General features: G+C 38.2%; 35 protein-coding genes and 1 pseudogene. 4 read left to right on the plus strand and 32 right to left on the minus strand.

Translation table 11 applies throughout. The annotated features are described in order from the left end of the window. Positions 1-5 precede the first annotated feature (5 nt). Positions 6-776 (minus strand): glycosyltransferase family 2 protein, encoded by a 771-nt coding sequence (locus PHG22_01675; GenBank protein MDD5490487.1) that lies wholly within the window; start codon positions 774-776, stop codon positions 6-8. Between the two features lie 8 nt (positions 777-784). Continuing rightward, entirely contained in the window at positions 785-1489 is a 705-nt protein-coding gene (locus tag PHG22_01680) for a glycosyltransferase family A protein (GenBank protein MDD5490488.1), read from the minus strand. Between the two features lie 77 nt (positions 1490-1566). Between PHG22_01680 and PHG22_01685 the strand changes: the two genes are divergently transcribed. Further along, positions 1567-1833 carry a hypothetical protein gene (locus PHG22_01685; protein ID MDD5490489.1) on the plus strand — a complete coding sequence of 89 codons (267 nt, stop codon included), beginning with the start codon at positions 1567-1569 and terminating at the stop codon, positions 1831-1833. Continuing rightward, a complete protein-coding gene (locus tag PHG22_01690; protein MDD5490490.1) occupies positions 1830-2306 on the plus strand; it encodes a hypothetical protein in 477 nt (158 codons plus the stop codon). The genes PHG22_01685 and PHG22_01690 overlap by 4 nt, the downstream gene beginning before the upstream one ends. A 30-nt stretch (positions 2307-2336) precedes the next feature. Here PHG22_01690 and PHG22_01695 read toward each other — a convergent pair whose 3' ends face one another. Both PHG22_01695 and PHG22_01700 read right to left on the minus strand, forming a co-directional pair. Then, positions 2337-3458, minus strand: coding sequence for a glycosyltransferase family 4 protein (locus tag PHG22_01695; protein ID MDD5490491.1), 1122 nt, complete (start codon positions 3456-3458; stop codon positions 2337-2339). Between the two features lie 6 nt (positions 3459-3464). Beyond that, positions 3465-4913 (minus strand): flippase, encoded by a 1449-nt coding sequence (locus PHG22_01700; GenBank protein ID MDD5490492.1) that lies wholly within the window; start codon positions 4911-4913, stop codon positions 3465-3467. Positions 4914-4989: 76 nt separating this feature from the next. Between PHG22_01700 and PHG22_01705 the strand changes: the two genes are divergently transcribed. Both PHG22_01705 and PHG22_01710 read left to right on the plus strand, forming a co-directional pair. Next, entirely contained in the window at positions 4990-5829 is an 840-nt protein-coding gene (locus PHG22_01705; protein MDD5490493.1) for a class I SAM-dependent methyltransferase, read from the plus strand. 108 nt (positions 5830-5937) lie between these two features. Further along, positions 5938-6123 carry a hypothetical protein gene (locus tag PHG22_01710; protein MDD5490494.1) on the plus strand — a complete coding sequence of 62 codons (186 nt, stop codon included), beginning with the start codon at positions 5938-5940 and terminating at the stop codon, positions 6121-6123. A gap of 37 nt (positions 6124-6160) precedes the next feature. Here PHG22_01710 and queA read toward each other — a convergent pair whose 3' ends face one another. The 28 genes and pseudogenes from queA to PHG22_01850 all read right to left on the minus strand — a co-directional run bounded on the left by queA (position 6161) and on the right by PHG22_01850 (position 26055). Then, a complete protein-coding gene (gene queA, locus PHG22_01715) occupies positions 6161-7204 on the minus strand; it encodes a tRNA preQ1(34) S-adenosylmethionine ribosyltransferase-isomerase QueA (protein MDD5490495.1) in 1044 nt (347 codons plus the stop codon). A 121-nt stretch (positions 7205-7325) separates the two neighbouring features. Continuing rightward, complete coding sequence (rpsI, locus tag PHG22_01720; protein MDD5490496.1) at positions 7326-7754, minus strand: 30S ribosomal protein S9; 429 nt, start codon at positions 7752-7754, stop codon at positions 7326-7328. Positions 7755-7756: 2 nt separating this feature from the next. Continuing rightward, a complete protein-coding gene (rplM, locus tag PHG22_01725) occupies positions 7757-8107 on the minus strand; it encodes a 50S ribosomal protein L13 (GenBank protein ID MDD5490497.1) in 351 nt (116 codons plus the stop codon). 4 nt (positions 8108-8111) lie between these two features. Next, positions 8112-8462, minus strand: a complete 351-nt coding sequence (gene rplQ, locus PHG22_01730; protein MDD5490498.1) for a 50S ribosomal protein L17 — start codon at positions 8460-8462, stop codon at positions 8112-8114. Positions 8463-8467: 5 nt separating this feature from the next. Further along, on the minus strand, positions 8468-9301 hold the full coding sequence (locus PHG22_01735) for a DNA-directed RNA polymerase subunit alpha (protein MDD5490499.1): 834 nt from the start codon (positions 9299-9301) through the stop codon (positions 8468-8470). A 21-nt stretch (positions 9302-9322) separates the two neighbouring features. After that, positions 9323-9952: a 30S ribosomal protein S4 gene (gene rpsD, locus PHG22_01740; protein ID MDD5490500.1), complete on the minus strand. Its 630-nt coding sequence runs from the start codon at positions 9950-9952 to the stop codon at positions 9323-9325. A 3-nt stretch (positions 9953-9955) separates the two neighbouring features. Then, on the minus strand, positions 9956-10330 hold the full coding sequence (gene rpsK, locus PHG22_01745) for a 30S ribosomal protein S11 (protein MDD5490501.1): 375 nt from the start codon (positions 10328-10330) through the stop codon (positions 9956-9958). Between the two features lie 142 nt (positions 10331-10472). After that, positions 10473-10862 carry a 30S ribosomal protein S13 gene (gene rpsM / locus PHG22_01750; protein MDD5490502.1) on the minus strand — a complete coding sequence of 130 codons (390 nt, stop codon included), beginning with the start codon at positions 10860-10862 and terminating at the stop codon, positions 10473-10475. Positions 10863-10867: 5 nt separating this feature from the next. Beyond that, positions 10868-10981, minus strand: a complete 114-nt coding sequence (gene rpmJ / locus PHG22_01755; protein ID MDD5490503.1) for a 50S ribosomal protein L36 — start codon at positions 10979-10981, stop codon at positions 10868-10870. 2 nt (positions 10982-10983) lie between these two features. Beyond that, the gene (infA, locus tag PHG22_01760; protein MDD5490504.1) at positions 10984-11208 is read right to left on the minus strand and encodes a translation initiation factor IF-1; all 225 of its coding nucleotides are present in this window, start codon (positions 11206-11208) and stop codon (positions 10984-10986) included. 186 nt (positions 11209-11394) lie between these two features. After that, positions 11395-13245 (minus strand): alanine--tRNA ligase, encoded by a 1851-nt coding sequence (locus PHG22_01765; protein MDD5490505.1) that lies wholly within the window; start codon positions 13243-13245, stop codon positions 11395-11397. 378 nt (positions 13246-13623) lie between these two features. Then, complete coding sequence (locus tag PHG22_01770; GenBank protein ID MDD5490506.1) at positions 13624-13788, minus strand: hypothetical protein; 165 nt, start codon at positions 13786-13788, stop codon at positions 13624-13626. A 604-nt stretch (positions 13789-14392) separates the two neighbouring features. Then, positions 14393-14551 (minus strand): hypothetical protein, encoded by a 159-nt coding sequence (locus tag PHG22_01775; protein ID MDD5490507.1) that lies wholly within the window; start codon positions 14549-14551, stop codon positions 14393-14395. A gap of 88 nt (positions 14552-14639) precedes the next feature. Continuing rightward, positions 14640-14999, minus strand: a complete 360-nt coding sequence (locus PHG22_01780; protein MDD5490508.1) for a hypothetical protein — start codon at positions 14997-14999, stop codon at positions 14640-14642. Between the two features lie 117 nt (positions 15000-15116). Beyond that, on the minus strand, positions 15117-16220 hold the full coding sequence (mnmA, locus tag PHG22_01785; protein ID MDD5490509.1) for a tRNA 2-thiouridine(34) synthase MnmA: 1104 nt from the start codon (positions 16218-16220) through the stop codon (positions 15117-15119). Further along, complete coding sequence (locus PHG22_01790; protein ID MDD5490510.1) at positions 16192-16452, minus strand: DUF3850 domain-containing protein; 261 nt, start codon at positions 16450-16452, stop codon at positions 16192-16194. Before PHG22_01790 ends, mnmA begins: the two co-directional genes overlap by 29 nt. A 4-nt stretch (positions 16453-16456) precedes the next feature. Then, positions 16457-16774 carry a hypothetical protein gene (locus PHG22_01795; protein ID MDD5490511.1) on the minus strand — a complete coding sequence of 106 codons (318 nt, stop codon included), beginning with the start codon at positions 16772-16774 and terminating at the stop codon, positions 16457-16459. A 70-nt stretch (positions 16775-16844) separates the two neighbouring features. Further along, positions 16845-18470, minus strand: coding sequence for a type IV secretion system DNA-binding domain-containing protein (locus PHG22_01800; protein MDD5490512.1), 1626 nt, complete (start codon positions 18468-18470; stop codon positions 16845-16847). Between the two features lies 1 nt (position 18471). After that, entirely contained in the window at positions 18472-19884 is a 1413-nt protein-coding gene (locus tag PHG22_01805) for a hypothetical protein (GenBank protein ID MDD5490513.1), read from the minus strand. Positions 19885-20034: 150 nt separating this feature from the next. Next, a complete protein-coding gene (locus tag PHG22_01810) occupies positions 20035-20391 on the minus strand; it encodes a hypothetical protein (GenBank protein MDD5490514.1) in 357 nt (118 codons plus the stop codon). A gap of 29 nt (positions 20392-20420) precedes the next feature. Continuing rightward, a complete protein-coding gene (secF, locus tag PHG22_01815) occupies positions 20421-21332 on the minus strand; it encodes a protein translocase subunit SecF (protein MDD5490515.1) in 912 nt (303 codons plus the stop codon). Then, positions 21307-23343 carry a protein translocase subunit SecD gene (gene secD, locus PHG22_01820; GenBank protein ID MDD5490516.1) on the minus strand — a complete coding sequence of 679 codons (2037 nt, stop codon included), beginning with the start codon at positions 23341-23343 and terminating at the stop codon, positions 21307-21309. Before secD ends, secF begins: the two co-directional genes overlap by 26 nt. An 82-nt stretch (positions 23344-23425) precedes the next feature. Next, positions 23426-23893 (minus strand): 8-oxo-dGTP diphosphatase, encoded by a 468-nt coding sequence (locus PHG22_01825; GenBank protein ID MDD5490517.1) that lies wholly within the window; start codon positions 23891-23893, stop codon positions 23426-23428. Positions 23894-23921: 28 nt separating this feature from the next. Next, on the minus strand, positions 23922-24344 hold the full coding sequence (locus PHG22_01830; protein ID MDD5490518.1) for an NUDIX domain-containing protein: 423 nt from the start codon (positions 24342-24344) through the stop codon (positions 23922-23924). 24 nt (positions 24345-24368) lie between these two features. Beyond that, on the minus strand, positions 24369-24782 hold the full coding sequence (locus tag PHG22_01835) for a DUF523 domain-containing protein (GenBank protein MDD5490519.1): 414 nt from the start codon (positions 24780-24782) through the stop codon (positions 24369-24371). 60 nt (positions 24783-24842) lie between these two features. Further along, positions 24843-25136 carry a GIY-YIG nuclease family protein gene (locus PHG22_01840; protein MDD5490520.1) on the minus strand — a complete coding sequence of 98 codons (294 nt, stop codon included), beginning with the start codon at positions 25134-25136 and terminating at the stop codon, positions 24843-24845. 180 nt (positions 25137-25316) lie between these two features. Continuing rightward, positions 25317-25526: pseudogene (locus PHG22_01845) on the minus strand (DUF1653 domain-containing protein). A 1-nt stretch (position 25527) separates the two neighbouring features. Continuing rightward, positions 25528-26055, minus strand: coding sequence for a GrpB family protein (locus tag PHG22_01850; GenBank protein ID MDD5490521.1), 528 nt, complete (start codon positions 26053-26055; stop codon positions 25528-25530). Between the last annotated feature and the right edge of the window lie 9 nt (positions 26056-26064).

Genomic DNA, 26064 nt, shown 5'->3' on the forward strand with positions numbered 1-26064 from the left:
GTTATTTAGAATCCATTTTTTATAAAATAATACCAGGCGCTGCGAAAAAACAGCCATTGTTTTTTAATTACTTTTTGCTGGGCAAAACTTTGTCCGCCATAATGGATAATTTTGCCCAACGGTGCAAAATAAACTTTATAACCATTTTTTTGAGCTCGTTTGCATAAATCAACCTCTTCAAACCAGATAAAAAATTTTTCGTCAAATAACCCAACTTTTTCAAACAACTCTCTTTTTATAAGTATAAAAGCGCCCATCACCTGCTCAACCTCCGCCATGGATTGGTAATTAAAATCAGTTGCTAAATACCTGCTGACAGTGCTTAGATTTGAAAAAAGTTTTGGCAGTTTTAAAAAAATTAAAAATATCGGCCAGAATGAGGGGAATCTGCGAACCGACGGCTGAATTGTTTTATCTGCATTTAAAATTTGGCAACCGACGATTCCGGCGTCTTTTTTTGATTTAATAAAATCCAGCGTTTTTTCTATGGCCCCATCTAAAATTTCCGTATCCGGATTTAAAATTAAAATGAAATCGCCATGGCTTTCTTTAATCCCCTGATTATTCCCTTTAGCAAACCCTTCATTTTTTTTATTCACTATTAATTTAACTTGCGGAAAATTATTTCTGACCATTTCTGCGCTTCCGTCAGTTGAGGCATTATCAATTACAAAAATTTCAAAAGAGATATTTTTTGTTTCACGATAAATTGATTCCAGACATTTTTGAAGCAAGTTTTTGACGTTCCAGCTGACGATGATTATAGATAAGTCCATATTTCTAGTTATAATCCATGTTTCTTTTTAATAATTTCCCTGGCTGCTTCGTATTTTTTTACAACCTTCGGTTTCCAGCCGATTTTATTCCAGGGAATTTTATATATAAAACTTGGCAACCAATTGCTCATTGTTCCTCCGGCTTGAGCTCTAAAAAGAAATTCTGGTATCCATTTGCCGACATAACCGCGCTCCAGCATGGTCAGCCACAAATCCCAATCTTGAAATTTTTTTAACGATTCATCGAATTCGGGAAAATGTTCGCGGCGAATCAGCGCGGTGGTATGAATGTAAGGATATTGTTTTAATTTTTCGCCGTCAAACTCGTGAAGTTTAAATTTTTTCCAGCCAAAATAAAACGAGGAATAAACATAAGAAATTTCCGGATTAGCCTCTAAAACTCCTATCATTTTTTGCAGGGCGTCGGGTTTTAAAATTATATCCGCATCGCAAAATAAAATATATCGCCCGCGTGACTCTTGAAATCCCCTGTTTCTCGCCTTCGGCGCCCCTCCATTCTGTTGGTTGATTATTTTAATACGAGTTTGATATTTTTCCAATTTTTGAAGAGTGTCATCAATAGAGCCATCATTAACCACAATAACTTCAAAATCCTGGAAAGTTTGGCTAAAAATACTTTCCAGACAACGGGAAATTGTTTTTCCCGCCTGATAGGCCGGAATAAGTATACTTATTTTGGGAGGTGTTGACATATTTAGATAAAAATGCTAATTTGATATATAAACCAATAAGAACTTTAACAATTTAATAATCAAAGGAGGAATACGCTATGGAACTTTATGTTAAAGAAAAACACGGAGGAAATACAGTGGAAGTATTAATAGGGTTGGTAACAGAAAAAGTGGAAAAAGTAAAATATCGGGGAGTGACTGTGAAAGTACCTTCTGAAGGCAAAGCCTATGTTAAAAAGAACAACAAAGTTCTTTCTTCTATCTTTTTCAGTTTTAAAAAAATGTTTATAGAAAAAATCAAGGTTGAAAGAATTGCCCCGAAAGAAGTAAAAGTAACCATATTTTTTAAGGAGGTGAAGAAGTGAAAAAAACCGAGAACCCTGCTTTAATTAAATTTAAAAAAACGGCGCGGTTTTTAGAAAAGGCAAATAACCGGAATCTGGAAAATACTTTCTTTTTCAATTTCCCCTTTGATATTAAACCGGGGCAAAAAAACATCTTACTTTCGGAAATCCTCAGCCATCCGGCAATTAATGATTTGGGTGTTGTTGCTGTAGAAGTTAATGAACTTGATGATGAAAAAGACAAGGTAATGACTATCCCTAATATCGGAGATGAAAAAATTTGGAATTCCAAGACTGATTATCTGCTCTTAGAGCTTCTATCTAAAGGATTATCTAAAAGCCGATGTTTTTCGGCAATCAAACAAGAGGGTGAAGTTAAAATTTTGGTTTTTCAAAGATTGAGTTCCGCGGAACTCACAGTATTATTTTTTGGCTATTTCTATGAAAAAATCAGGGATATTGAAATTGAAATAGTTGAAGTAGTTGAAGAGTAACTGCCTTTTACCAACAAGTAAGAGGCAGTTTTATTTTAAGAAATTATTAAAATTCTGACAAATAAATTTCTCCCTTACCCCCCTTTCCCCTTGCTCCGCCAGTTGATTATACAATTCTTGATTTAAGAATAACTTAATAATTGCCCCCGTTATTTCTTCCACATTTTCCGGATTTACTAAAAGCCCATTAACACCATTTTTTACTGCATCGGGAACTCCGCCGCTGCGACCGGCAATAACCGGTTTACCAAATAAATTAGCTTCTAGATAAACTATGCCAAATCCCTCTACATCGCCATTGGCTAATTGTCGCGAGGGCATTATAAACACATCAGCTAAACTATGGTATAAACCCAAATCTTTCGGCTTTATTCCGCCGATAAAAATCACCTTATCTTCTAAATTGTTTTTCTCAACTAAACCCCCTAGCCGTTCTTCATCCGCTCCATCGCCAACAATCACATAAATTAAATCGGGAATTTTTAATAAAACTTCGGGCAATGCTTTGATTACCATATCTATCCCCTTTCTCTCAACCAACCGGCCAATTGTTAAAAGAATTTTTTTATTTTTTAATCCATACGCATTTTTCAATTTTTCTATATCCTCACTTGTTGGTTTTTGATATTGGGATAAATCAAGACAGGGATTGATGATTTTAATTTTTTCTTTCTGAACACCTAATTTATTCACCTCATTGGCAGTAAAAGAACTGTTGGCAACCACCAGCTCGGCATTTTGAAGAATTTTTACAAGCCAGATTTTTTTTCGCGGATGACTTTGCGGATGAAGTATGTCTAATCCATGCGTGTAAACAACGTAAGGAATCCGGAAAGTTTTTTTAAAAAGATACGCCACATATCCCATCGGCAAGACGTGGCTGATATGAAGCACTTCTATCTTTTCTTTTCTGACAATTTTCAGCGCGGGCAAAAAAGCCCTTAACCATTTTGGCCTGAAAATTTTATAAAGTAATTTTTTCCTATAGATTTTATAATTCTGCCTTTTATCAAACTCCTTGTCGCCGGAAATTTTATTCGCTAAAACACAAATCCTGTCTTCCGGCAAATGAGAAAAGATATTGTAAAGATAGTTGGCTATCCCTCCAATTTGCGGTGGAAATTCAAGAGTAATAAGAAGAATTTTTTTCATAAAATCTTAAGTGCTATCCTCTTTTTTGAAAAGTGTTCTAAAAATTTTAGTCACATCTTCTTTGGTTAAACCCCTAACCAACATCAAAAAACCAAAAAAAGAGATAATCCCCGCGGGAACCCCTAAAATCCAGTTTATATACGTTTTAGTATAAAATACCATAAAACCCATAAAGACCCCAGAAATCGTCGTTTTAAGGGCAAATTTGAGCAAATTTAGGCCTGTTCCAGGCACAATTCGAAAAACCCAGAACAAATCCAGTACTAAAAATAAACTATGGCCAGATAGGGCGGAAATTACGGCCCCCAAAAGTCCCAATCGCGGAATAAGTATTATATTTAAAATTATATTTATTAACGAGGCAATCCCCATATTGGTTGTATGTGTAGTTTGTTTATCACAAGCATTCATTAAGGAACCGACGGGGTATGTTAAAAATATTGGGATAATGGAAAAAATTAAAATCTGTAAAAGCGGGATGGAAGTCAGATAGTTATTACCGTAAACCGTTTTGATAAGCTCGGGTGCCAAGACCGCCGTGCCGATGGCGGTTGGGATGGAAATTATCATTAAGTAAAACATTGATTTTTCAAAAATCCCCGACAATTTTTCTTTGGCAGAAACATAACAGGAGCTCATCGCCGGAAAAATAGAAGCGGCAAAAGCCATGGGAATAAATTGTAAAGCGAAGGTAATTTTATAAGGTACGCTATACCAGCCAACATGCGTTTCGGAAAGCATTTTGGAAATCAAAACTGAATCCACGGAATTTATTTTTACAAAAATTCCCGCTAAAGCAAAAGGTATGGCTATTTTAAAAAGAAATTTAATTATTTCTTTGTTATACGAAAGGGTTGGCCAAAATTGGAATTTTTTAACCAGTAAAAGCAGGGAATAGATAAAATTAAATAAGCTATTGCTTAGAACGGCGATAATCAACCAATGTATCGGCCAATGAAACGCTAGGGCGGAGCCACCGATAATCAAGGTAAGTGTCTGACCGATTATTACGCCCAAAGCTTCGTATTTTAGATTTTGATGAGCGCGAAAAATACCGTAAAAACTTAAATGAAAAGAATCTAAAAGCATGATAACGCAGGCAATATAAACAAGCTGTCTGGTAATCTCGCTATAACCCAATAAATTAATAAAAATAATTACGGCGGCGGAAGCGAGAAAAGAGAGAATCAATTTAACGCCCAAAATATTGTTTAGATATTCAATGGTTTTCCCCTTAAATTTCGCGACCTCGCGAACCAATACGGACGAAAGGCCTAAATCAACAAAAATAGAAAAAACTGTGGTAAAAGAAAGGGCGAAGAAATATTTACCGGTATCCTCTACTCCGGCTAAACGGGCAATTAAAGTAAAAAAAATAAAGGACAAAATTTTTTGCCCTATAAACGCTCCAGTCAGATAAGCCGTATTTCTGGTTATTTGCGCCCCTTCTTGCATATAGTTCTTATATTTTAGCTGATTTTGCAGTAAAAGACAATATTTCTTAAAAATGGTAAAATAACAAAATAAATTTATGGAAACAAACTCTTATAACAATAAAGACGCCACGAGATATTATATTAAAGACCGGCAACGATTTGGCTGGAGAAATAGGGGCGAAAGAGTTGTAAAATTTACACCCATAAAAGAAGGGTGGACGGTTTTAGATTTATGTTGCGGACCCGGTTTTACGGCAAAAGTCATTCGCGAACAAATTGGCAAAGAAGGAGAAATAGTCGGCATTGATAATTCCAAACTCTTTATTAAATATGCTAGGAAATTTTGTAGTTTTAAAAATGCTAAATTTAAACACGGAGACGTTCAAAGTTTAAATAAACTAATAGGTATCCGAAAGTTTGATGTTGTGTTGCTTTTAGCTTCGTGGCTGTGGATAAAAAATAAAAAAGCATTGCTTAAAAAAATTGAGAGAGCCCTGGGACCCGATGGGAGATTTGTATTAAGTTTAACTAGTGATAATTTACTTCATAAAAAAACAAGAAAATTTTATTGGCAATTCAGAAAGAATCTTAAGGAAGCTATTGAAAACCAATATCCAGATATAAATCATAGATATTTAGATGATTTGCCAAATTTAAACGCAAAGTATTTAAAAGAAGCTATTTCACTAATAAAAAAGGCTGGCTTTAACCATTTGAATATTTATGAGGTTAAGAGAAATTTTACTAAAAACGATAAATTGTTTACTTATAAAAATTCCGCCCGAACAGAATGGTTAAGGGGATTACTACCTAAAGATAGGTTTAAAATTATTAAAAAGGCCCTAATAAAAACTTTTTCTGATTTAAAATTATCTGCAATACAAAGGCATACTTACTATATTGTTTTTAAAAAAATTAAAGCAAAAAAGGCCTAAGTGATTTTTAACAGGGGTCCTTTGATAAGTCTTGTAATTTTAATTTATATATGTTAGAATAAAAACGAGATAATCTTTTAATAATTTTCCATTTGAGGAGGGTTCAAGATGGACAGAAAGCTACTAAAAGAGTGGGATGAGTCACTCCCTGATAATTTTGATGAGGTTTTGGAAGGAAGATTATTGGCGGAATCAGAAAGGTGGCTTCAAACATGTCATCTTTCTGCGGAAGCAAAAAGTAACATTCATCAAAGGTTGATGCAAAAACGCCAGGAACTCATGAAAGCCGCTTAAAAAAGTGGCTTTTTAAATTTGGCAAATACAGCTTATATTAGATAATTAACATCCCATCGCCGAAAGAAAAGAATTTACAATTTTTTTTGATAGCTTTTTTGTATACTGATAAAAGTTTTTCTCTGCCTATCAGCGCGGCAACGAGCATCAGTAAACTGGATTGTGGTACATGAAAATTGGTGATTAGCCCGTCTATAGATTTAAATTTATAGCCTTCACTGATAAATAAATCTGTGGTTCCGGACAATTTTTTGATTTTCCCTTGTTTGCCAACCGCCGATTCCAAGGTTCTAACCACGGTAGTCCCTACTCCAATAACCGGTCGCCCCGACTTTTTTACTTTAGTCAAAAAATTTGCGGTGTTCCTGTCTATTTTATAATACTCTTTGTGCAGTCGTCCGGATAAGATGTTCTCTTCGGTAAGCGGGGCAAAAGTCCCGAGATTAACGTGTAAAGTAATAAAGACAGTTTTAATCCCTTGTTTTTTGAGTTTTGTCAAAAGCCGTTTGGTAAAATGCAAAGAAGCTGTAGGCGCCGCGACTGAACCCGGTTCGCGGGCAAAAATTGTTTGATATTGTTTTTTGATTTCCCTTGGTGTAAGCGGCGAGTTCTTAATATACGGTGGTATAGGGGCCTCACCTTTTTCATTCAATACCGCAAAAAATTTTTTAAACAAGAATGACGGCTTCAAGAAATAATATTTACCTTTTTGTTTAATTACCCTTAAGGGCATACTTTTATCTAAATACAAAACGGAAGGGATATTTATTTTGCGGTCAGCCATAACTTTCAAAACATTTTTCTCTTTACTTAAATATAAAATACGCACCTTACCGCCAGTATCTTTTTTTAAAGTAAGTCGCGCTGGGATAACTTTTGTTTCATTAAAAACCAAAACCGCCCGGGGCGGGAGATATTTTGGCAGATTAGAAAAAGTGTCCCAAAAAATTGCGCCGTCCTTTCTTCTATAAATCAAAAGTTTGGCTTTATCACGAGGAGAAGCCGGTTTTTGAGCGATTAATTTTTTCGGAAGTTTATAATCGTATCTTTTTAAAAACGCTTCAAGATTTTGTGTAGGCATATCTTGTATTATACCAGATTGAGAGGAAGAATTAGTTTAAAAACCGTCCGATAAAATCAGGCGGTTTTTGTATTAAATTAGATTAATTTTAATTCCCGTAAGTTAATTTTTATCCGCATTTTTAACGTTTGGCCCATTGCGGCGCGCGGCGAGCTCTCTTTAGGCCGGGTTTCTTTCTTTCTTTAACTCTTGGGTCTCTGGTTAAAAATCCTTCCGCTCGCAATACGGCCTTAAATTCCTCTGGTTTTAATGCTATTAAAGCCCTGGAAATACCATGTCTTACAGCTTCAGATTGACCGTGGACTCCACCGCCGTTAATTATAACGGAAACATCAACCTTCTTATCAAGGCCGACCAGTTTGAGTGGGGCCAATACATTGCGTTGCTGTTCAACTCTCGGAAAATGTTGTGTGTAATCCTTCCCGTTTATTTTAATCTCACCTTTGCCTTTCTCATATAAACGAACTCGCGCCGTAGCGCTTTTCCTCCGCCCCACTCCGTAAAAATATTTGCGCGCGTCTTTAATTGTTTCCGTAGTTTTTATCGCCATAACTATTTAATAATTAAACGTTTAATCATTTCGTTTCTTAAGGTATTCTTCGGCAACATTCCCCAAACTGCTTTTTTCAGGGCCTCGGCCATGGAGATATCTTTTAACTTTTTAGCTTTTAATCCGCCCAAATAAAGCGAAGTGTGATAATATGTTTTTTGAGTTAATTTTTTACCAGTGACTTTTATTTTGTCAGAGTTGCTAACTTCAACAAAATCCCCGCCGTCAACATTGGGGACAAAACTCGCTTTATTTTTTCCGCGTAAAATCATAGCGATTGTGCTTGCCAATCGTCCGAGGATTTTACCGGTAGCGTCTAGTTTGTAAATTTTTCGTGCTATCTTTTTTACCATAATATTATACAAATTCTATTTTTGCCATTCTGGCTCCATCGCCCTTGCGGGGAATTATTTTAGTAATTCTTGTATATCCACCCTTTCTGTCTTTATAACGAGGAGCTAAATCTTCAAGTATCTTTTTAACCGCGCTTTCCGTATAAAGAATGCTTAAAAGCTCGCGGCGAACCGTTAGATTGTTTCTTTTTCCTTTGGTGATAAGTTTTTCCACGAAAGGTCTTAAGGCTTTAGCTTTGGCTTCGGTCGTTTTTATCTTTTCATACAAAATAAAACTAGTCGCCAAGGAACGTAATAGCGCTCCCCGCGCCGCTTTCGCTCTATCCAAAATTTTGCCCCGCTTTAGATGTCGCATAAATATTATTTTTTCGCTTTAGCAGTTTTTTTTACAGCTTTCTTTTTTGTTTCTTTTTTCTCATTTTTTTCTTCTTCCCCTTTATCATCACTATTTTCTTCTTTAATTTCTCCCTTATCAGCAGATGCCTTTTTCTTTGATTTATTCTCATTTACCAAATCCATCAAAAGATTAAAATGGTTAAGTAAAATTTGAACGGACTGTTTAAAGGCCTCCTCCGGAGAGATGGTTCCATCAGTAACCACCTCTAAAATCAATTTATCGTAGTTTGTAATCTGACCAACGCGGACATTCTCCGTTTTAAACCCCACATTTTTAGCCGGAGAAAATATGGAATCAATGGCGATTTCCCCTATTTCTAAATTTTTTCTGTCTCTCATTTCAGTAGTGATATAACCACGGCCTTGGCTAACGGTAATTTCCATATCTAATTCGGCATCTTTATCGGTCAAGGTGGCAATATGAAGGTTTTTATTGATAATTTCCACGTCGGACGATTTTGAGATATCATCAGCAGTAACCTCTTTCTCACCCTTTACTTTTAAATTTAATTTAACCGGTTCTTCGCTAAAAACTTTTAAACGCAATTGTTTTAGGTTTAAAATTATTTCAATCACATCTTCTAAAACGTGAGGAATCGCCGAAAATTCATGGTCAACACCCTTAACTTTAAAACTGGTCACCGCCGCTCCCGGCAAAGAAGACAGTAAAACTCTTCGTAAGGCGTTTCCTAAAGTCAAACCATAACCAAAATAACAAGGGGAGATTGTAAAAATCGCTTTATTTTCCTCCTTGCTTTTAGTTATTTCAACTTGCGAAGGCAAAATTATATTTTCCATAAGTTGAAAATTATTTTTTGATTATCGAGAATAAAACTCAATAATCATTTTAGTATTAATAATTCCCCTTAATTTATCATCTACCGGATCTTTGACAACTTTGGCGGACGCTTCTTTGTCATCCCAACTTAACCAGTCAGGAATATTTTCCGGTTTAATATTTTTAATTGTCTCGGCAAAGATATTTTTCTTTTTTGAATTTTCTTTTACTTTGATAACATCGCCGGTCCTGACGCTGAAAGAAGGTATATCCGCTCTTTTGTTGTTGACGGTAAAATGCGCGTGAGCGACTAATTGTCTGGCGAGGTTGCGCGATTTAGCCAGCCCCAAACGATAAATAACATTGTCCAGGCGCGTTTCCAATAAACGAAGCAGATTATCGCCGGTAACGCCTTTAGTCGTGACAGCTTTCTTACAATAATTACGAAATTGTCTTTCTAAAAGACCGTACATGCGTTTAGCCTGCTGTTTTTCCCTAAGCTGAATACCATAGCCGGTCAATCTCGGCTGACCTTTAACTCCATGCATTCCCGGCGGGTAATTACGCTTAATCAGGGGACATTTAGAAGAAGAACACTTGTCTCCTTTTAGAAAAAGTTTTTTCCCTTCTCGGCGGCATTGTTTGCATTTTTCGTTTAAATTTCTGGCCATACTTTATACTCTCCTCGCTCTTCTGGGACGGCAACCGTTATGAGGTATCGGAGTTGTATCCTTAATTAATAAAAGATTAAAACCATTGGCATTAAGAGCGCGAATAGCCGCTTCTCTTCCGGCGCCGACTCCTTTGACAAAAACATTCAAATCCTTTAAGCCATAGGGTCTGACTTTTTCTGAAACACTGGCTACTATGATTCCCGCGGCGTAAGGAGTCGCTTTCTTGGGCCCCCTAAATCCGCAAATGCCAGCGCTGGACCAACCCAAAACATTTCCGTTTTGGTCGGTAATCGTGACAATAGTATTATTATATGTTGATTGGATGTAAGCCCTGCCTTGAGTAACTTGCTTAACCGGTTTTTTTGCTTTCTTCACTTTTTTTTCTTTACCATCTGCTTCCGACTTTTCTTTGGCTACCGGAGCTACCGCAGCGGCGGCAGCGGCTTCAGAAGAAAAAAAATCTTTTTCCTCATCAACTTTAATTGTATTTTTAGAAACTTCTTCCATAAAAAATAAATTATGTTTTCTGGCCAGCCGGTTTTTTACCGCTGCCCATAGTTCTTCTGGTGTTACCTCTCACGGTTCTGGAATTAGTTTTAGTTCTCTGTCCGCGAACCGGCAAACCTTTATGATGGCGGGAACCGCGGTAAGAGCCAATCTCTTTCAACCTTTTTATATTACTCATAATATCACGGCGTAATTCTCCTTCAACGCGATATTCTTTTTCTATAATACTGCGTAATTTATTAACTTCATCATCAGTCAAGTTTTTAACTCGGGTATCCGGATTCACTTTAGTCCTTTTTAAAATATCCCGCGCGTTATTTATACCAATTCCATAAATATAGCTAAGCGCTACTTCTACTCTTTTATTGATTGGAATGTTGACTCCGGCTATTCTTGCCATATGGTTTATCCTTGTCTTTGTTTATGTTTAGGAATTTTACAAATAACACAAACGCGCCCCTTGCGGCGGACGATTTTGCAATCTTTACAAATTTTTTTAACAGAAGCGCGAACTTTCATAATTAAAATCTATAAGTAATTCGTCCCTTAGTTAAATCATACGGCGTCATTTCCACTCTTACTTTATCACCCATCAACAGCCTGATTTTATTCATTCTCATTTTTCCGGAAAGATGCCCTAAAATTTCATGGCCGTTATCCAATTTAACTTTAAAGGAAGCGGCAGGTAATAATTCTATTACCTCCCCCTCCATTTCTAACAAATCTTGATTATTTTTTGAAACCATTTTTAAGTAAAAAAAATAGGGCTATCTTTTTATCAGTTATCCACAGTTATGCGGATTTATTCTAATCTTACAGTAATTTTGGAATACCGTCAAGATATTTAGCCCGCTTTTTAAAAGTAAGCTTATTATATATTTTTCTCTAATTAGTGTCAAGGGCGAATTTTACGGCTAAAATTAGCTAAAAAATTATTCTAAGATTGCTTTTATCCTGCGGATTCCGGCGCTGGAGGCCTCTTCTTTGATAATCTTAAAATGTCCAAGTTCACCGGTGTTACTGACGTGCGGACCGCCGCAAATTTCCCGACTAAAAGGGGGTTCCGAACAAACAGAGGAATTATCCCCCACAGTATAGACTTTCACCTTGTCTCCATATTTATATTCAAACAAACCAATGGCGCCCTCCTTCTTTGCTTCTTCAACTGTTTTAATATCACAATTAATCGGCAGTTTCTTTTTTATCTGTTCGTTAACTAAATTTTCCACTTCCATAATTTCCTGCGGAGTCATTTTTTGCGGATGGACAAAATCAAATCTCAAACGTTCCTCGGTGATATTACTGCCGCGCTGTTCCACGTGGTCGCCCAAAACTTGACGCAGGGCGGCATGTAAAAGATGTGTGGCGGTGTGAAGTTTTTTAACTTGCTCCGACGCATCTGCCAACCCGCCCTTAAATTGCCCGACGGAAGCCGTGCGGGAAAGTTCTTGGTGCTTTTTAAATTCTTCGTTAAATTCCGCTTCCTCAATCTTTAACCCCTTTTCTCTAGCTAATTCTTTTGTAAGTTCCAGGGGAAAACCGTAAGTAGAAAAAAGATTAAAAGCATCCTTGCCGGAAATTTTTTCTAATTTTTTGAATTCTTTCAATCCCTTTTCTAAGGTTTTAGCAAATTTCTCCTCTTCCTTTTGCAATTCATGCAAAATCCTTTTTTTATTTTTTTCTAATTCCGAATAGATGTCTTTCATTTGGTTTATTACCACCTCAGCGACTTTAGAAGTAAAAAATTCTTCAATGCCAATCTGTTTACCATAACGCACAGTGCGTCGAATCAAACGACGTAATACATACCCTTGCCCAAGATTTGATGGTTCAATACCTCGTTCATCACTAAGAAGAAATGTCGCAGCACGAACGTGATCAGCGACGATACGAAACGATCTTACAATCTCTGTGGAATTATGAACACCATCATTTCCCCAAACTAAAGGTTGTGTTTTACTCTTTGATTTTACAATTGCATTATGATTATCGTAATCTACACCAGAAAGACGCCTTATTTCATTAAAGATCTCCTTAAATTCATCTATCTCGTAAACACTTTTTTTATCGTTCAAAATCGCCACGGTTCGTTCCAGCCCCATTCCCGTATCAATATTTTTCTGTTTTAATTCTTCATATTTACCGTCTGCAGTTTTATTGTACTGCATAAAAACATCGTTCCAAATTTCTACCCAATCATTTGGATTTTCTCCGGGATTGCCGTGCGGCTCGCCTTCTCCAACCCAATAAAACATTTCCGTATCAGGACCGCACGGACCGGTTTTTCCCGCCGGCCCCCACCAATTGTCCTTTTTGCCCAATCTAGCTATCCGCTCTTCGGATAAGCCCAAACTTTTCCAAATATCATAGGCCTCTTTATCAAAAACCACATCTTCATCGCCAACAAACACGGAAACGGCGATTTTATCTTTATCCAACCCTAACCATTTCTTTGCGGTCAAAAATTCCCAAGACATTTCTATCGCTTCTTTTTTAAAATAGTCGCCGAGAGACCAATTGCCAAGCATCTCAAAAAAAGTCAGATGCCAATCATCGCCTACTTCGTCAATATCGCCAGTGCGAACACATTTTTGAACATTAACCAATCGTTTACCGGCCGGATGTTCTTCACCAAGTAAAAACGGCACCAACGGGTGCATACCGGCAGTGGTAAAAAGCACTGTCGGGTCATTTTCCGGAATTAAAGAAGCCGAAGGGATAACTTTATGCCCCTTTTCTTCAAAAAATTTCAGATATTTTTTGCGTAGTTCGTCGGTAGTCATAATACTCAAATTGTACTATAAAAACCTATTTAAGGCAAGAAAAACTGCTGTTTTATAGTGATTTTTCCGACTTTTTAGGTCGCCTATTGACAGATTTTTAAGGATATGCTAAAGTAACACCACAAGATATTATTTTGTTCGTGCCTGTTGTGGTCCCCAGCGCTGTGGTCATTTTATAAAGCACGCTATTATTTAATGGCCGTTATAAGTGCTGCATAACCTATTACAGGCTTTGTGGGGGAACCCTTGCCCGCTACCTAGGTATCCTTCGCTATCGTGCAATGCGGAGAGACAAACTAGAGCGGGCTTTTTATTTTTTTAAAAAAACCAGAAGTAATTTCTCCTGGTTTTTTCTTGGTATTTTTCTGCTTATTCCTCTTAATTCTTTACTCCGCGCTTAAACTCCTTGTACTTTTCTAACACTGCCTGGTCAAATCTTTTATCAGCTTCTTCGCATTGAGTTGCGAGCTTTTGACTTTGAGGAACTGGTAAAAAAGTACTTTTCAGGGGTTTCCTTAATTCTTCAAACTTCTTTTTATCCATAATTCTACCCTCCTTCCTTATGTATAGTATACCATTTGTAAATTTATAAGCAAATTTTGTCCTTCTGAGTAAGACATGGCATTCACGAACGCCATGTTAAGAAAAAACCACCGTTTTACGGTGGTCTATTGGCTCGGTATCTTTCTCTAATTCTTCTCCGCCTTTCTCTTAGATATTCCTCATATCTTATTCTAATTTCGTCAATAAACGGTTTTAGTAATAGTTTAAAGGGAAATACAAGTAGAAAAGCTAGGCCCGCAAAAACTCCAGGCAAGGGACTTTTAATGCCCAAGTACTGGCAACCTTTTGAAAGGGCTATCAACATAAATACAATCGCGACGATCAAAACGGCGATTCTGTTATCAGCGGCAGTATTAGCCAATTGTAAATGTTCCAATTTTAAACCTCCTGTAAAATTAATAGTTCAATTTATTATAACAAACGTTGACGGTTTTGTCAATGCCATTCATAAAAGGACCCCTCAATGATTTTTCATTGAGGGGTTTACCCCATGCAGAGGCAACAAAGCCGATACGCTGTATTCTGGAGCTTGGCTATCGGTGAATTAAGTATAACATTACTACAAAGATAACCGTCGGTGATATTATTTTTCCCTTTTTTCGATTTCTAACCAGTACCGCTTGCTACTCTTCTTATGAATTCCGGTTGTTTCTTTTTCTGCTCTGATCGCCTGTTTTCGAGCCCATTTTTCAACTTCTTCAGAAGTACGAGTATGGCTTAGCTTTTCATTTCTTCGACTCATTGTTGCTCCTTCTCAGTCTTTTCATCCAATTTTGGGCAGGAAAAATGCCCGTTATCGGGTGGTTAATAATTTATGAACGAACTCTTATTTACGTACACCAATCTGGAAATCTCCCTTCATGGTTGTGAGCTTCATAGTAGCTAACTGCCTTGAGTACTGCCTCCCTTTCTTGTTTTGGCAGGGCGATAAGGCGGTCAAAAAGCTCGGTCCTTTCTTTTATCCCCCCTTTTGTAAATCTTAGTTTAGATTTACAGAAAAATTCCTTTAAGTCAACCCTTTTTTCATTTTTTATCATTATAGCATATCCTTCATAATTTGTCAAGTATTTCAAGGAGTTAAGCCGCTTTTCTTTCATTTTTAGCCAAAAATCAGCTGATATTAAAAATAAAAAAGCCCGCTGTTCTCGAACTGAGATTTCAACGGGCTTTATTGTATTCAACTTAATCATTCTGCTGGACTGAATTTTCTTGAATTCCCAGCCCAGCCGCTATTTGCGGGGTGGGTATTTCATTTATTTTGGTCGCACAACCTCCTTTTTGCGACCTGTATGTGCAAGAGCCAGTATTTATTGACTTTTTATCACTCCCCCGCCCAAACATTCGCCATTTTTATAAATCACCAGCGACTGGCCGGGAGTTAAAGCTCTTTGCGGACGAGCGAATATAACTTTAAAATCTTTTTTATCTTTTTTTAAAATCGCTTTCTCTAATCTTTGCCTATGCCTTGCTCGAGTTAATACTGACAATGGAATTTTAGGCATCGCGCCACTTATCCAATGCATTTCCTTTATTCTTGCTTGGCGGCTAAAAAGCAAAGTGTCCTTGGGATTACTGGTCACAATCAACTTTTTTGATTTAAAATTTTTACTTACCACAAAATATGGTCCACTGCCACCGATATTCAATCCCGCGCGCTGTCCGATGGTAAAATATTCTAAACCGTCGTGTTTGCCTAAAACCTTACCCTTAATGTCAACGATATCACCGCGAGTAAATTTTAAATACTTTTTCAAAAATTCCCGCATATTTACTTCACCGACAAAACAAATACCCACGCTGTCTTTTTTCTCCGCGGTAATAAACCCATAGCATCTTGCGATATTACGCACTTCCGGTTTGGTTAAATTCCCCAGCGGAAACAATGTCTTGCTTAAAATCTTTTGATTAAGAATGTGAATAAAATATGTTTGGTCTTTTTCTTTATCTTTGGGAATCATTAGGCGATACTGCAGCTCATTTACCATTTGCTGTTTGCCGACTTTAGCATAATGACCGGTGGCAATTAAATCCGCTCCATCTTTTATCGCTTTTTTTAAAAATAATTTAAACTTCACTTCCTTATTGCACATTATATCCGGATTGGGCGTTCGGCCATGTTTATATTCCCGAATAAGATACTTCAAAACCTTTTTTCTATACTCCCTCTCAAAATCGTAGGTCTTAAACGGTATGCCAAGTTTGGCCGCCACGCGCATCGCGTCCTGCCTCTCCGCCACCCAATTACATTCTCCACCTAATTTTTTAGTGTTGGACCAATTTTTCATAAAAACGCCGGTGACGTCATAACCTTGTTTTTTTAGCAATAACGCCGCCACCGAGGAATCCACCCCGCCAGATAAGCCGACGAAAACCTTTTTTCCTTTATTCGATTTGGATAATTTGGTAACCATATTTATCAACGTCCTCTTTGCTCCAAAAATTAACATCCTTAGTTCTTAAAACACAAGAAACTTTTTTCTTGATTTCTCTGCCGGTATATTCCCTTGTTTCCGGATTCCATTCACGAAGCAAAAGTTCGTCACCTTCATTAACCGTAAAATCGCCTAAACGAAGTTCAAATTTTTTACTGCCACTTACTACGTCTTCAAAATATCTCGGCCAAATCTTTTTTTCTATAACCATAATTTTATATCAGCAAGATAGCCATCACCAAAATCAATACCAGCAAAAACATCCAAATCATGGTATGGCCCAAATAAATAAATCCTTCCTTAACATCTTTTTTAAAAAATAAATACGCCGGAATGCCAAAAACCAGCACTCCGCACACAGAAACAGAAAAAACCAAGAGTCCTAATACCAAAACAATGTTAAGAATGGAATCGCCGGCAACATTTTTGCCCATCCAATTCATAAAAAAAGCCATTAACGCACAATATAAAAGGGTTACAATAGCCGAAAGTAACCCGCCCCACATGGGTTTTTGAACCAGTTTTGTGCACATAATTTTATTATTATTTATAATTTATCCCTCGCTTTTTTAAAAACGAAGGGTAGAAATATCTTAAATAATCTTATTGTTCACGCCGGTGACGCAGAGAATTCAGCGAAATTTCCTCTGCGTTATCATCAACTTTTAATATCGGCTCCACTTTGTAGGTTTTTTGGGCCGGTAAGGGTTTTTTGTCTTCGCGTTCCAAAGACGCCAGTTGTTCCCTTAATAATTGAGTTTTATCCCGCCGACTTCTGGCTTTAGCTAAACATTCCCGGCAATAAACCGGACGCACGCCGTCGGGCTTGAAATTTACCATTATCTCCGCCCCACATTCGGCACATTTTGCTGGATATTGGACAATGTCTTTTTTCTCTATTCTTCCGCCCTCTCCTCCTTCGCCCTCCTTTTCTCTTCTGATATTTTCTTTCGCTTCTTCACTAATACTCCAACGCATAATTTTTTCTTCCACTACCGACCGCGGTTTGGTATAACGTTCTCTGGAAACTTTAATAATCTTTTCCCTATTCTCCTGGCGCTTGGCAATCGGCGGCAAGGTGGTGGCGGAAAAAGGCATGGTAGCCACGCCGTCAACCATCAGTTTTAGATAAACATCGTATTTTGTCAGGTTAACCAAATCCTGTTCGGTGAATTGTGGAGCGAACTCTTTTTCCAAGACCTCGGCATCGGCGGCGCCGACGCGAAAACAGACCAGCGTGCCGACGTTGCCAAAAACCGCGGCCTGAACCTTTTCATCAAGCTGTTCAATATACTGATGACCGACTATTAAATTCAAATGATATTTGCGGGCTTCCGACAGAACATTGGCGAAAGATTCGGTGGAAAAATTCTGGAACTCGTCAATATAAAGATAAAAATCCGGCCGGTCCTCTTCCGGCATATCAATTCTTTCCATGGCCGCCAACTGAATTTTGGTAATCATCATCGCGCCGAGCAAAGAAGAATTATCCTCACCCATTCTGCCCTTGGAAACATTCAAAATTAAAATTTTCCGGTTATCCATAATATCGCGGATGTCAATGGTGGATTTCACCTGGCCGACGACATTGCGAATCAAAGGGCTAGATAAAAACTGCCCGACCTTATTTTGAATCGGAGAAATAACTTCCTGTAAAACCCTTTCATTCCATTTGGAATACTCATCAACCCAAAAAGACCTGACCACGGGGTCGGTAATATTATTGATGACTTTTTTGCGGAAAGATTTGTCGGTTAAAATTCTCATTACGCCGAGCAAAGTGCTTCCCGGATAATCCAGCAATGCCAAAATGGCATTTCTCAAAATATACTCCAAGCGTGGTCCCCAGGAATCAGCCCAAATCTTTTTGAAAATTCCGATAAGCCCCGAAGCGATTAAATGCTGTTGGGCCACGTCAACTTTCTCCAAAACATTAAAAGCAATCGGATATTCCATATCCGCCGGATTGAAATAAATCACATCGTTTATCCTGGTGGGCGGAATAAAATCCAAAATTTTTTCGGCCATATCACCATGCGGGTCAACAACCGCCACGCCTTGGCCACTCATTATGTCCTGCACCACCATATTTTCAATTAAAGTCGTTTTGCCCATGCCGGTTTTACCAATTACATACATATGCCGTCGGCGGTCGTCGGTTCTTATGCCAAATCTGACCTTTTTATTGCGAAAATTAGTTGTGGCAAAAAAATTTATCTTTTCGGCCATATTATTCAATCTCTATTGGTAAATTATCCGGCGTTTCCCCGGCTGACTCATCTCCCCCGCCTTTTTCTTTGAATAAATTTTCTTCTTCAAACGGCAAACCCGCCGGCGGTTCACCCTTCTTTGCTTCGGTCTTCTTTAAAAGCGGGGCCTTAACTCCCAACATCGGAAAATGATAAATAGAGGCCAGTTCTTCTATATTTAAAACGTAACCGGCGCTATAACCTCGCCAATTACTGCGCGCTTTATAAGCGAACATTAATTTCTTCTTTCGTTCTTTTAACCTGTACTTCCTGAAAAATATCAAACCACCGGTACCAGTTTTTTTGTAATCCGGCTTTAGAGCATTCATATCAATCGTGTTAAATTGTTTGACGGCTCCGACCATTGGATGGGCGGCGCGGGATTTTTCAAAAACTTCATGACGAGCCACATAAATTCCGCGAATCTTAACCGTGAAACCGATTTTGGAAATCTTACGCTCCACCCCCTCAATTACTCCTCTTTGCCCCGGGGTGAGATAAAGCATTAGGGAAGCATCTTTCCTCTCTTCTCTTTTTGGAACTGGTGTTTCACCGCCAAAACCCAATGAGACAGCTGTCCCCATTCCTTCAATCGCTTTAAGAGGAAGGTCCATAAGTATATCCGTGGTTCCTTTTTTGGAACCAGTTTTTATGCCGGCCAATCTTCGCACTTCCTTTTCTCCCTTTTCCCTCCACTCCTTTTGTTCAATCGGCGTCACGATAATCTGAAACCAGGCCTGCTCACCTTTACCCAAACGACTAAAATTCTCCAGCATCGCCGCCATCGGGTCCTTAAATTTATAATCCTTAGAGGTGGCGTCTTCAAAAAAAGTATAGGTGCGCAAAGGATAGCACTCTTTGTTTACTAAAATAAATTCAGCCCCCCACAAGTCATAGTCATCGTTGGGAAATTTACTCGGCAAATCAGTGGTGTAATCGGGAACTTCCGCTATTTCCGCGTCCGGATATTGGGCGTAGATAGCGGCCTCCACTAAATCACGAAATTTGGTAACTGTTCTGACTAAAAATTGAATATACCCATTTATACTTACGATTTCCAAACTAAACCAATCCTGCGTCTTCCCTTCAACATACCTGTCATACCAATTTAAACTTCCGTGAGCCCCGGCTAAATGGCTAAAAATATTTTCCACCGCCTTGGGGCCCTGCTCATTCTCTTTGGGCACACTAATGGACAAAAGGACCCACTTTCTATTATTATCAAATTTTGTCTGCAGATATTTTAACCACAGCACTTTGCTCATCCAAGCAAGAGCTATAACATAAATAATCCAACCCCCGTGTATAAAAATATAGCCCATTATATACAATGGGTGATGACCTCCTAATTGGGCCAGAGAGTTGATTATTCCGGAGATATCCACGCTAAACATATCTTTTTAGTATTATAGCACATTTTTACGCCTTAAACAACAAAAAACCGCGCTTTCTCAAAAGTATTACTTAAGCACGGTTTATTTTTTTAGCTACAATTTTAATTGTAGCACAAAACGGGGGTTTTGTCAAGAGAATAAGACTTTTTCTTAATGTTTTTTCATTCTTTCATCTACTATCTTTTCTATTTCTCCGTCAGAAAAAGAGAATCCGCTTTTACGAATCATCCGTTTAATGGCAGCCCTCAACATCTGTTCATCAAAATCCGAGCGTGATTCTACCCACTGTTGTATCTCTTTTAAAAGCTTCTTTTTCTTTTCTATTTTTTCCCTTTCCTCCGCCTCCCACTTTTTTAGCTCGGCCCTATACTCTTTTTTATCTTCATCGGAAAGGCCGGTATTATTATCAATCCATTTTTCCGAATCATCTAATACCCTCCCCACGAGAATCTCATCAATGTCTTCCGGCAAAGATTTTCCCCACTCTTTAACTACCTTCAGGTCCATTTTTCTCCTCCTAAATTTTATTTAATTGTTTAAGAACTTTTACCTAACCTATACCATTCAACCAGCAAAGGACTGGTGATAAAAATTGAAGAAAACATCCCGATAGCCACACCGATAATAAGCGCTAAAGAAAAATGTTTAATGCTCTCTCCGCCAAAAAGATAAATCGCCCCGAGAGTCAAAAGAACCGTGAGAGAGGTGTTAACCGAACGCGCTATACTTTGAAGGACGCTCTTATTAACAATTTCTTCAAAAGAACCTTCGAGTTTGTATAAATTTTCCCTCGTTCTGTCAAAAACAATAATGGTATTATTAACAGAAAAACCGAGAATGGTTAAAAGCGCGGCGACAAAAGTCAAATCAATCTCCACATTATAATAATGGCCAAGAAAAGCGAAAATACCGGCTACAATTAAAATATCATGAAGAAGCATTACGACAGAAATCACGCCATACTTCCATGACTGTACCGGTTTAGAAACCTGCCTAAAAGCATAAGCGATGTAAGCAATAATAGCTAATAGAACGAGGAGAATAGAATAAACAGCTTTGTTCCTTAATTCCTTGCCAATAAGCGACCCTACGGATTCAAAACGCACTTCGCTCACGCCTTCAAAATTTTTTATTAATTTATCAAATATCTGGCTGTGCAAATTTTCATTCAATTCCTTGGATTTAATAATAACTCCTTGGTCTCCCACCGGCTGAATAGTTAAAGTACCTAAATTAAATTCTTGCAAGGCATTCTCTATGGCAACATTATCAGGACGTTCAATAAATGACAATTCCCAAAGAGTGCCACCAGTAAAATCAATGCTCGGTTTCAACCCCCAAGTGATTAAAGCGAGGATACTCGCGAGCGCCAAAATACCGGCAATAGTAAACCAAATTTTCCTTGTTTTGATTATTTGCATATTATTCAATTTTATTTTTAACTCCATACCACCAATTTTTACTGAACCGGTTAGACCCTAACTTAAGGAATATTCTGCTAACGGTGATGGCGGAAAACATACTGACAATAACACCAACGCCAAGAGTAATGGCAAATCCTTTAACAATACTAGTGGTAAAGGTCGCCAAAATAACACAAGATATGAGGGTGGTGACGTTGCTATCGCGTATTGAAGGCCAGGCGCGCTTAAATCCATCGTCAATGGCTGACCCCAAGGATTTCCCGCTTTTTAATTCTTCTTTCAATCTTTCAAAAATAAGCACGTTAGCGTCAATGGCCATGCCAATAGAAAGAATAAAACCCGCAATACCGGAAAGTGTTAATGTCACGGGAATAATTTTAAACAGGGCTAAAACAATGGCGCCGTAAACAATCAATGCCAAAGAAGACCAAAATCCCGGCAAGCGATAGTAAATTATCATAAAAATCATAACCAAAAGAATACCAATAAGCCCCGCCGTCAAACTATCATTGACCGATTGGTTGCCAAGCGTGGCTCCGACTGTCTGTTGGCTGACTAATTTAATGGGTACCGGCAAAGCGCCCGCGTTCAAACGGCGAGAAAGAGTTTTGGCCTCGTCAATGTTAAAATCACCGGTAATAACCGCTTTGCCATCGCGGATAGGTTCATTAACCCTTGGGATACTTAGGGCTTCGCCGTCCAAAAAAATTGCCACCGGCTCTCCGACATTTCTTTCAGTAATTTCTCCAAAAAGCTTTTTACCCTCATCATTGAATTCCAACCCGACTTCCGCCGCGCCGGTATTTTGGTCAAACTGAACCATTGATTTTTTTAATTGAACACCGGTCAAACCGGTAACTTTCCAGGGGTCTTGCGGTCCCAAGATATCCTGCTCGGTTTGCTTTTTTAAAAAGATATTTTTTACCTGATATTCAACCAGCGACCGCTCGTCGGATTTATAAATAAGATGATAGCCAAAATCCGTTTCTACGGGTTCAGAAATTTCCCCCGTTGCCATAGCAAAAACTTTTTCCTCAAACGGTGGGACCATTTTGCCTTTCCCAAAAAATCCCAGCCCGCCGCCTTCAGAAGAAGTACCCGTGTCATTGGAATACGTTTTAGCAAGAACGGCAAAATTCTCCGGCGTGACCTGGCTCTTAACCTCGTTAATCTTCGCCAAGGCCTCGTCTTTGGTTAATTCCGTGGGACAATTGGACGCGCCCTTATAGCAAATCAAGATATGGCTGGCTTCCACTTCTTTTTCTTCTTCAATACGGTCAATGGGTTTAATAATGTAATAACCGCTGGTCATCTCAACCAATTTATTATAAACCGCGTTCAGCTCGGCTTTTTTAGCCGCTTCAAAAATCGGTGAGAACAAACGCTCACTCACCATCATCGGTAAAACCGTACCCTCGGTTTTTTCTTCAATTAATTTATCAAAACCGGCTTCATCGGCTCCAAGCGCTTGAATTAAAACCTCTTCCGCCTTAATTTTTACTTCCTTATTATTTTTTTCCAATTGACTTTTTTCTTCGGCGGTGAGCTCGCGCACATCTTTGTTTTGCTCCTTAAATTCCAGCATCGGAGTTTCGCCTATCATTTCAATGGCTTTGTGAACATCTTTGATTCCGGCTAATTCCACCACTACTCGCCAGCTGTCTCCGGTTTTGGTGGTCTGAATCACCGGCTCGGAAACGCCGAAAGCGTTAACGCGCCTTTCAATAACATCGCGCGCGCCGGCGACAGCGTCGCTTCTTTCGGCTGACGGGATATTTGCCATATCCGCTTCATAAACCAAGTGCGTACCGCCGAGTAAATCCAAACCTAAACGAAAAGGCAGATTATAAAAATGGGGAACATCTATTTTTAGACTATCCTCAACCCAATCGGCTCCTTTATCCCAATACATCGGCGCATCCAACGCCACGGCCAAAATAGCTAAAACTAAAATAAAAAATACCGCCCATCTGACTTTCCCCCGCGGGGTGGGCTTGAAAATCACGCTAAACAGTTTGGTAAAGAATTTCTTCATAGTTTAAAACTTAATTGTGGATAAAAGATAAACTTTCTATATTTTAGCTAAAACCGTTGCATTTGGCAAGTTTAACGGAAAATCACAAAACTGTCACTTCTTTGAGGGAAAAATCTACGATTTTGTCCATGTCTCGAAATAAAAATTTTCCTTTAAATCTTTTATTGTCTAAAAATAACGGAATCCAGTATTTATCATCCGGCCACATTTCTTCAAATGGAATTTCCTTAACCCTAAACCAGCGCGGTTTCATTTCCTCTGTTTCCAATGGCTCACCCTCAAAATTATCGGCTTTAAAAAAATGAACTTCTAAAATTTCGGGGTTATTCTTAAACTCAAAATTAATAATACCGACTTCTTCCAATTCTTTAGCAAAAATACCGGCCTCTTCCCGCAATTCCCGCCGCGCCGCTTCTTTTATATCTTCCTTATCTTCCACCTTCCCGCCGAATCCATTCCATCTCCCTTCGCCAAATCCGCGCTTCTTCATCCCGAGAAGAATTTTGTTATTTTTGTAAATAATGGAAAGGGTCAAAATCTTCTTTGCCATAATCGACCGCAGAACTTAACTAATAAAATTATAAATCAAAATAATTTCTTTTGGTTTTATAACTTTCTACTGCCAGTTTACACATCTCAAACAAGGGCTCCGGGGAATTATCAATCTCATACCAATCCCATTCCCCGATAGATTTTTCCGGTTCCATCACCTTCGGCTCACCATTTTCCCAATCCGCGATAACCCCAATATGCACATAATGTTTGGGGGCGTATTTTTTAACATTCGCCAGATATTGAAATTTGATATTTTTAATTTCTATCCCGCTTTCTTCCCTTGTTTCCCGTTTTGCACAATCCTTGAATGATTCCATATATTCAAGATGACCTCCGGGAAATGAGTACTCCCCTTCTCCATGCGAACCCTTTCTTTTATGAAGTAAAATTTTCCCATCCTTAAAAATCATAACCCCAACTCCGACCTTTGGTTTATCGTTTTCCATATTTATATTTTTTATTATTGCAGTTTACAAATCCTCCTCTGCTATTACCTTAACCCCACTCTTTTTTAATAAAGCGGCGGTTACTCCGTCGCCCTTGATGGTTTTACCGGAAAAAGTGCCATCGTAAATCTTACCGCAACCGCAGGAAGGGCTTTTTTGTTTCAAAATCGCTTCCTTCACGCCATAGAGTTTTGCTATCCTTAAAACCTCCTTTGCGCCCTTGGTAAAATTTTCTGAAATATTTTTCCCTGACTTTGTAAACACTTTCTTACCTTTTTGTTCTGCCGGTTCTCTGGGCGTTGTCAAACCGCCCAATTGTTCAGGACAAACGGGAATTAAAATTTCTTTTTTGAAAAGGTTAATAACTTTTTTGTTTCTTTTTCCTCTGCCGTCATAGCGGCATTTTATCCCCAATAAACAAGCGCTACAAATTTTTATATTTTTATTTTTCATAACATTTTCTTATTTGCAACCCCGGGTTGGCAAGGGAAAATAATCTTAAAATAAATTGTCATACAAATCTTTCCAATTAGGATTATCTTTTTCGATAAGTTCTATTTTCTTCTGTCTAGAACCGCCCTTAATTTGCTTCTCTCTTTTTATTGCTTCCTCTATACTATCAAATGGTTCAAAATATATTAATTTATTTATGTTATATCTTGCCGTAAACCCCTTTGTTATCTTTTCTTTATGCTCATAAATTCTACGCGGCAAATTACCAGTCACTCCCGTATATAAAGTAGTATTGGTCTTATTAGCCATTATATAAACAAAATAATACTCGTGTTGCATAATTGTGCTAAACTACTATTGTCTTTGCGACCCCGCCTTGGCGGGGGAAGCAATCTCTAATACAAGACTCCTGCTCAAAGCTAAATATCAGGGATTGCTTCGTCGTCGTCCCAAAAACTTGGGACTCCTCCTCGCAATGACAATGAGGGATTTTTGATTTTATTTCTATGTTCAGGGGCATTATTTACCAATATATTCAAATCTCGAAATTTTCTTTCCGTTAACCTCAGCTTCTTCGGTAAACATTTTCAACGGTCACGCCCATAAATCATGATTTCCATAAAGGGCATGATATACCACTAATTCCTCTAATGTTTCGCTGTGTTTGGCGACAACAATCACTTCGTATTCATTACCCTTGTAATGTCTATATTTTCCTAATTTGAGCATATTATTTACTACGGCACTTTTTAACACGCTTGCATATTTCCGTAATAATCGTTTTCTTTCCGGCGCCATATTTGGGATAATTGTCAGCATACTTACGATATAATTCTTTTTTCGCCGCACTATACAACTCTCTATCTTTTTTATTTTCCAATAAATAATCACGAAAGGCCAAGATATTTTTAATTTCTGGATGACCTTCGGGAAGAATATGGACGCTGGTTAATCTTTCGCCCTCCGCATCGTCTTCCGTAAAATATTCTTCGCCAATACCCGTATAATCGCCGCGAGGTATAAATCCCCAGTCTGCCATCTTAGTTGCTTTTTCATGTACTTTTCGCAAATCCTTAACCACTACTAAAATATCAATTTGCGGTTTGGCGACCATGCCCGGGATTGAAGTGCTGCCGATATGATGGATTGCTAACACCTCATTGCCAAGGACGTCTAAAATCAGTTTTTTCTTTTCCGCAAATTGCCGAGGCCAGATTGGGTCATATTTAACTAACCAATAGGGACGATGTTTTTTCATAAATTTTAG

It is taken from the genome of Patescibacteria group bacterium, from assembly GCA_028716045.1.
Taxonomy (GTDB): domain Bacteria; phylum Patescibacteriota; class Patescibacteriia; order JAQUQO01; family JAQUQO01; genus JAQUQO01.

Bases quoted from the DNA above. Each gene is read 5' to 3' on its own strand.
- PHG22_01775 (MDD5490507.1), bottom strand. From the start codon at position 14,551: ATGAGTCGAAGAAATGAAAAGCTAAGCCATACTCGTACTTCTGAAGAA.
- queA (MDD5490495.1), bottom strand. From the start codon at position 7,204: ATGCCTACACAAAATCTTGAAGCGTTTTTAAAAAGATACGATTATAAA.
- rpmJ (MDD5490503.1), bottom strand. From the start codon at position 10,981: ATGAAAGTTCGCGCTTCTGTTAAAAAAATTTGTAAAGATTGCAAAATC.
- PHG22_01700 (MDD5490492.1), bottom strand. From the start codon at position 4,913: ATGCAAGAAGGGGCGCAAATAACCAGAAATACGGCTTATCTGACTGGA.
- PHG22_01710 (MDD5490494.1), top strand. From the start codon at position 5,938: ATGGACAGAAAGCTACTAAAAGAGTGGGATGAGTCACTCCCTGATAAT.
- PHG22_01695 (MDD5490491.1), bottom strand. From the start codon at position 3,458: ATGAAAAAAATTCTTCTTATTACTCTTGAATTTCCACCGCAAATTGGA.
- infA (MDD5490504.1), bottom strand. From the start codon at position 11,208: ATGGTTTCAAAAAATAATCAAGATTTGTTAGAAATGGAGGGGGAGGTA.
- rpsD (MDD5490500.1), bottom strand. From the start codon at position 9,952: ATGGCCAGAAATTTAAACGAAAAATGCAAACAATGCCGCCGAGAAGGG.
- secF (MDD5490515.1), bottom strand. From the start codon at position 21,332: ATGGAGTTAAAAATAAAATTGAATAATATGCAAATAATCAAAACAAGG.
- PHG22_01770 (MDD5490506.1), bottom strand. From the start codon at position 13,788: ATGGATAAAAAGAAGTTTGAAGAATTAAGGAAACCCCTGAAAAGTACT.
- PHG22_01675 (MDD5490487.1), bottom strand. From the start codon at position 776: ATGGACTTATCTATAATCATCGTCAGCTGGAACGTCAAAAACTTGCTT.
- PHG22_01825 (MDD5490517.1), bottom strand. From the start codon at position 23,893: ATGGCAAAGAAGATTTTGACCCTTTCCATTATTTACAAAAATAACAAA.
- PHG22_01790 (MDD5490510.1), bottom strand. From the start codon at position 16,452: ATGGTTATAGAAAAAAAGATTTGGCCGAGATATTTTGAAGACGTAGTA.
- rpsI (MDD5490496.1), bottom strand. From the start codon at position 7,754: ATGGCGATAAAAACTACGGAAACAATTAAAGACGCGCGCAAATATTTT.
- PHG22_01805 (MDD5490513.1), bottom strand. From the start codon at position 19,884: ATGTTTAGCGTGGATATCTCCGGAATAATCAACTCTCTGGCCCAATTA.
- PHG22_01765 (MDD5490505.1), bottom strand. From the start codon at position 13,245: ATGACTACCGACGAACTACGCAAAAAATATCTGAAATTTTTTGAAGAA.
- rplQ (MDD5490498.1), bottom strand. From the start codon at position 8,462: ATGCGACATCTAAAGCGGGGCAAAATTTTGGATAGAGCGAAAGCGGCG.
- PHG22_01830 (MDD5490518.1), bottom strand. From the start codon at position 24,344: ATGGAAAACGATAAACCAAAGGTCGGAGTTGGGGTTATGATTTTTAAG.
- PHG22_01810 (MDD5490514.1), bottom strand. From the start codon at position 20,391: ATGGACCTGAAGGTAGTTAAAGAGTGGGGAAAATCTTTGCCGGAAGAC.
- PHG22_01780 (MDD5490508.1), bottom strand. From the start codon at position 14,999: ATGATTAAGTTGAATACAATAAAGCCCGTTGAAATCTCAGTTCGAGAA.
- PHG22_01705 (MDD5490493.1), top strand. From the start codon at position 4,990: ATGGAAACAAACTCTTATAACAATAAAGACGCCACGAGATATTATATT.
- PHG22_01795 (MDD5490511.1), bottom strand. From the start codon at position 16,774: ATGTGCACAAAACTGGTTCAAAAACCCATGTGGGGCGGGTTACTTTCG.
- PHG22_01840 (MDD5490520.1), bottom strand. From the start codon at position 25,136: ATGCAACACGAGTATTATTTTGTTTATATAATGGCTAATAAGACCAAT.
- secD (MDD5490516.1), bottom strand. From the start codon at position 23,343: ATGAAGAAATTCTTTACCAAACTGTTTAGCGTGATTTTCAAGCCCACC.
- PHG22_01735 (MDD5490499.1), bottom strand. From the start codon at position 9,301: ATGGAAAATATAATTTTGCCTTCGCAAGTTGAAATAACTAAAAGCAAG.
- mnmA (MDD5490509.1), bottom strand. From the start codon at position 16,220: ATGGTTACCAAATTATCCAAATCGAATAAAGGAAAAAAGGTTTTCGTC.
- PHG22_01800 (MDD5490512.1), bottom strand. From the start codon at position 18,470: ATGGCCGAAAAGATAAATTTTTTTGCCACAACTAATTTTCGCAATAAA.
- rplM (MDD5490497.1), bottom strand. From the start codon at position 8,107: ATGGTAAAAAAGATAGCACGAAAAATTTACAAACTAGACGCTACCGGT.
- rpsM (MDD5490502.1), bottom strand. From the start codon at position 10,862: ATGGCAAGAATAGCCGGAGTCAACATTCCAATCAATAAAAGAGTAGAA.
- PHG22_01680 (MDD5490488.1), bottom strand. From the start codon at position 1,489: ATGTCAACACCTCCCAAAATAAGTATACTTATTCCGGCCTATCAGGCG.
- PHG22_01685 (MDD5490489.1), top strand. From the start codon at position 1,567: ATGGAACTTTATGTTAAAGAAAAACACGGAGGAAATACAGTGGAAGTA.
- PHG22_01850 (MDD5490521.1), bottom strand. From the start codon at position 26,055: ATGAAAAAACATCGTCCCTATTGGTTAGTTAAATATGACCCAATCTGG.